At 67.1% G+C, this 3,795-nt stretch carries 3 protein-coding genes; all 3 read left to right on the forward strand.

Going from position 1 to position 3,795, the window contains the following annotated elements; all coding sequences use genetic code 11:
* Positions 1-186: hypothetical protein (locus tag D4754_RS24290; RefSeq protein WP_205589705.1), on the forward strand; the 186-nt coding region annotated here is incomplete at its 5' end.
* 1,114 nt (positions 187-1,300) lie between these two features.
* On the forward strand, positions 1,301-2,278 hold the full coding sequence (locus D4754_RS23590) for a hypothetical protein (RefSeq protein ID WP_121068606.1): 978 nt from the start codon (positions 1,301-1,303) through the stop codon (positions 2,276-2,278).
* Positions 2,279-2,368: 90 nt separating this feature from the next.
* Positions 2,369-3,795 (forward strand): hypothetical protein (locus D4754_RS23595; protein ID WP_163026046.1); only part of this gene is annotated, 1,427 nt, incomplete at its 3' end.

The following is a 3,795-nucleotide window of genomic DNA, read 5'->3' on the forward strand; positions in this document are numbered from 1 at the left end:
ATCGCGGCGCAGCGCGGCTTTGCCGAGACCGGGGTCGCGGTTCCGGGCGCGCTCGGGGTCGGCTTCACGGGCCGGGGCGATAGCCTCCTCTTTTGCCCCGCGCCTGACGAATGGGTGGCGAAATCGCCGCGCGGATATGCAGGCGGCTTCACGCCGGAAAGGGCATGGATATGGGAACCGCAGTAGCGGCCGCGCTGGTGACCGCCGGTGTCGGACAGGCCGCGGCCGCCGTGCTCGGGCCGGCGCTCGCGAACCTCGCCGGCGGGCTCCTCCTGAAAGCCGCCTCGGGCGGGCTTGGCGGCGGCAGCCGGACGCAATCGCCGATCGAAGTTCAGGAGCAGGAGCTGCGGCAACCGACAAGCCTGCCGGCAAAGCGGCACGTCTACGGCGACACGGAAGCCGTTGGCACGCCGGCGCCGGTCAACGTGGTGAAGGACGGCAAGCTATATGGCGTCTGGCTGGTCAACAGCCGGCCGTCTGCCGGTCCCTTCACGCTCCGGCTCGACAAGCGGCCGGTGGAGCTGGCCGGGGATCCCTACGATTTCGACGGGGGCGGCGCGACGGCGACGAATGATCCGTTCGCGGGCTATATCCGCGTGTGGATCGGCCGGGGCGAGCAGACCGCGCCGCCGGCGGCCGTGACCGCGGCCGTTCCTTATTCCGAGGGCAACCCGACCTGGTTCAAGGAAACGGACGCCTGGCGCGGCTGCACCGTGGTCTGGATGGAAATCAACGTGGGCAAAACGGCCGAGCGCGCGAACCGCTGGCCGTCTCTGCCGCCGGATCTCGCGCTGCGCGGGCCCTGGTCTTACGTCTGGGATCCGCGCGATCCGGCGCAAAGCCTGGACGATCCCGCAACTTGGCTCGCGAGCGACAATCAGGCGCTTTGCACGCTCGACGCGCTGACGCAGAGCCCGGTCGCGCCGCTGGTGCTGGATGATCTTATCCTAGATCTGTGCAAATGGGCCGCGGACGTGGCCGACGAGGACGCGGCGAAGAAAGGCGGCGATACGGAAAAACGCTACCGGGTGCAGGGCACGCTTGTCTATTCGGCCGAGGCCGAGCTCGAGGATCAGATCGAGCCGCTTCTCGCGGCCGGCGCGACGGAGCTGGTGCAGATCGGCGGCCGGCGCGGACTGCTGCCGGCCGCGCCGATCCCGGCGGCCTACACGCTGTCCGAGATCCTGGACAGTTACGAGTTCGAACGCTTCGCCGCGGGCGATGGCGGTTTCGGCCAGGTTCGCACGACCTATGTCTCGGCCGATCGGGATTATNGGGCGCGCCGGCCGCCGCAACCCGCGTGTTCGATCATCCGCTGACGATGGTGCAAAGTGGCACGCAAGCGCAGCGGCTGCGCTGGATCGAGGGGCAGCGCCTGTTGCTGCAGAAACGGTTTTCCTCGGTCGGGCCGCCGGAGATGATCCAGCTCCTGCCCGGCGCCAGGGTGACGGGCGCCCTGCCGGACCGGCCGCGGTTCAACGGGTCATGGCAGGCGGTTTCGCTGCGATCGGCTGCGTCGCTGACAGGAGATGACGAGGGCGTGGCCCTGCGGACGCCGTTTGTCCTGCGGGAATATTCCGACGCGGTGTTTGCCTATGATGCGGAGCTGCATGAGCAGGAGCTGACGACGCTGCCGACCGACTTCGCCTATCCGCAGGTCGAACCGCCGGGCGAGATCGAGATCACGGCCGGGCCGGATGTGGATTTCGACGCGGGCAGCGCGATCGTCTCGCGCCTGCGGTTCGCCGCGCCGCCATCGCCTACGGCCTCAGTGACGCATTACGAGCTGCAGATGACCAACGTCACGGCCGATGAGCCCGGCGCCTGGATCTCGGGCGGGTTGATCGACGCGGATCTGCGCGACACGAGCGGCAAGGTCTATGGCTGGATCCACAACCCGCCGGTACATCCCGAGTTCGATATCCGGTTGCGCGCCATGGTCGGAAGCTCTGCATCGCCCTGGGTGGTCAAGGAAAGCGTGTCTGTCGATTTCGAGATCACGGTCAACAGCGCGACGGCCGGCGCGGGCGAGGCCGGGTTCAATGTCACGATGCCCGGCACGTTGATCGGCCAGGGCGCGCGGATCTGGCGGGCCGAGACCGGCGACGGGTTCGGCGCGGCCGGGGATATCGGCGGCGTGCTGGCCGTGGGGCCGGGTGAAACGGCCGATATCACCGCGGCCGCCGATGCCGGGGAAGCCGATTTCTTCGTCACGGCAGTTTCGCGAACCGGGTCCGATGGCCCGGCCGCCGGCCCGTTCACGCTGACCATTACCTGACATTGCCCCCGCGGGGGCAGCGGCGGCCTGTCGATCGACGGGGCCGGTTAAACGCGCGCGCCTGGCGCGCCTTCTCAAGCGAGGTTTCTCATGAACGCGCCAACCGTCACGATCCCGACGACCGCCTCGGCGGCCGGAAAGAGGCAGACCCGGAAGGACCTGGCCGAAGCGGCATTCAATGCGCCGCTCAAGACCCTGTCGGACAGGATCGCCGCCATGGGGATCGGGGTGACCATTCAGGCCGAGCGGTGGGATGCCTCGGGCGGCGCTTTCCCTGCGGGGGCGTCGAAGGGTGACGGCTGGTTTATCGGCACGGCCGGCGCGATCGACGGTGTGGCCCTGGCGCCGGGAGATCTGATCGTTGCGGCGGTGGGTGATGCCGCAACGGATGACGCCGGCGAATGGGCGTTCAACACGCTGAGCCAGTTCTTTCCGGCCGGGATCCCGCGGCGGTTCTGGGAAAACTTCGCCGGCTTCGAAGTTGACGGCGCGGCTTACAACGATGGCGATGAGATCTTCGTGGAAGATTTCAAACTGCAGGCGAAAGCGGTGCCCGCGGCCGATGAGCCGTTCGTCGCGAACGGTGGCGGTCAGCCGTTCATTGTTCCGTCCTACATCAAGACGCCGACGCTGCGCGCCTTCAACCCGGTGGGCGACGGCGATCCGGGGAACATGGTGCAGGACACGGCGGCCTTCGTGAACCTCTTCAAGTGGATGATTGCCAACCGGCCCGAGGGCGGGACGGTGGAAATCACGCCGAGCTGGCGCGGCGGTCCCTACGTGGTCGACGATCTGCCGGAGCTGTCGATGCGGGCCGATTACGCTGGCGGATACGCTGCGCCGCTTATGGGCAGCCTGCATATCGCGGCCGAGGGCGCGGATGTTCTGCACGGGGGCGCCGGCACGTTCTTCACGTACCGTGGGCAGACAGGTGGCCGCCGACTGGTACTGCGGGGCGGTGAATGGACCACCACGCAAACTGTGGCCCCGTTCTGGAAGATGCGGGACGCGGCGCAGCTTGGCTTTCATCCTGCCGGGATCGCGGGCGACAAGAACACGCCGATCCTGATCCTGATCCAGAATTGGCATAACTGGTCGGAAAACGTGATGATCTCCGGCGGGGCCAACGGCAAACTGCGCCTGACAAGAGGACTTGTGCAAGTTGAGCTGCAGAGCACGGCGCAAGCCATGCTTTACGAGGGCGTGGTCGAAAATCCGGGCGGCACGTCAAGTTTCTCGCGCTTCCATTTCTCGAATATCTTCACGCAAGGATGCGGCGGCGACGAAACGGGGCACGGCATCGTCCTGAAAATGGACGGCGGGGCCTATGATAGCCTCGCGACCAAGATCGACGGCAACAAGAGGTCTGACGGTCCCGTGGTGGTCGGCTTGGGCGTGCATGCCGACATGGTGATCCATGCGATCAAGATGGAGGGCGCCAGCGACCTTCCCGATCAGTACGCGATCGACATGAGCGATGCCGTCACGATCGCCTCTTGCTTCGGGAACAGTTGGGG

Source organism: Chachezhania antarctica, assembly GCF_003646465.1.
In the GTDB taxonomy this organism is placed as follows: domain Bacteria; phylum Pseudomonadota; class Alphaproteobacteria; order Rhodobacterales; family Rhodobacteraceae; genus Chachezhania; species Chachezhania antarctica.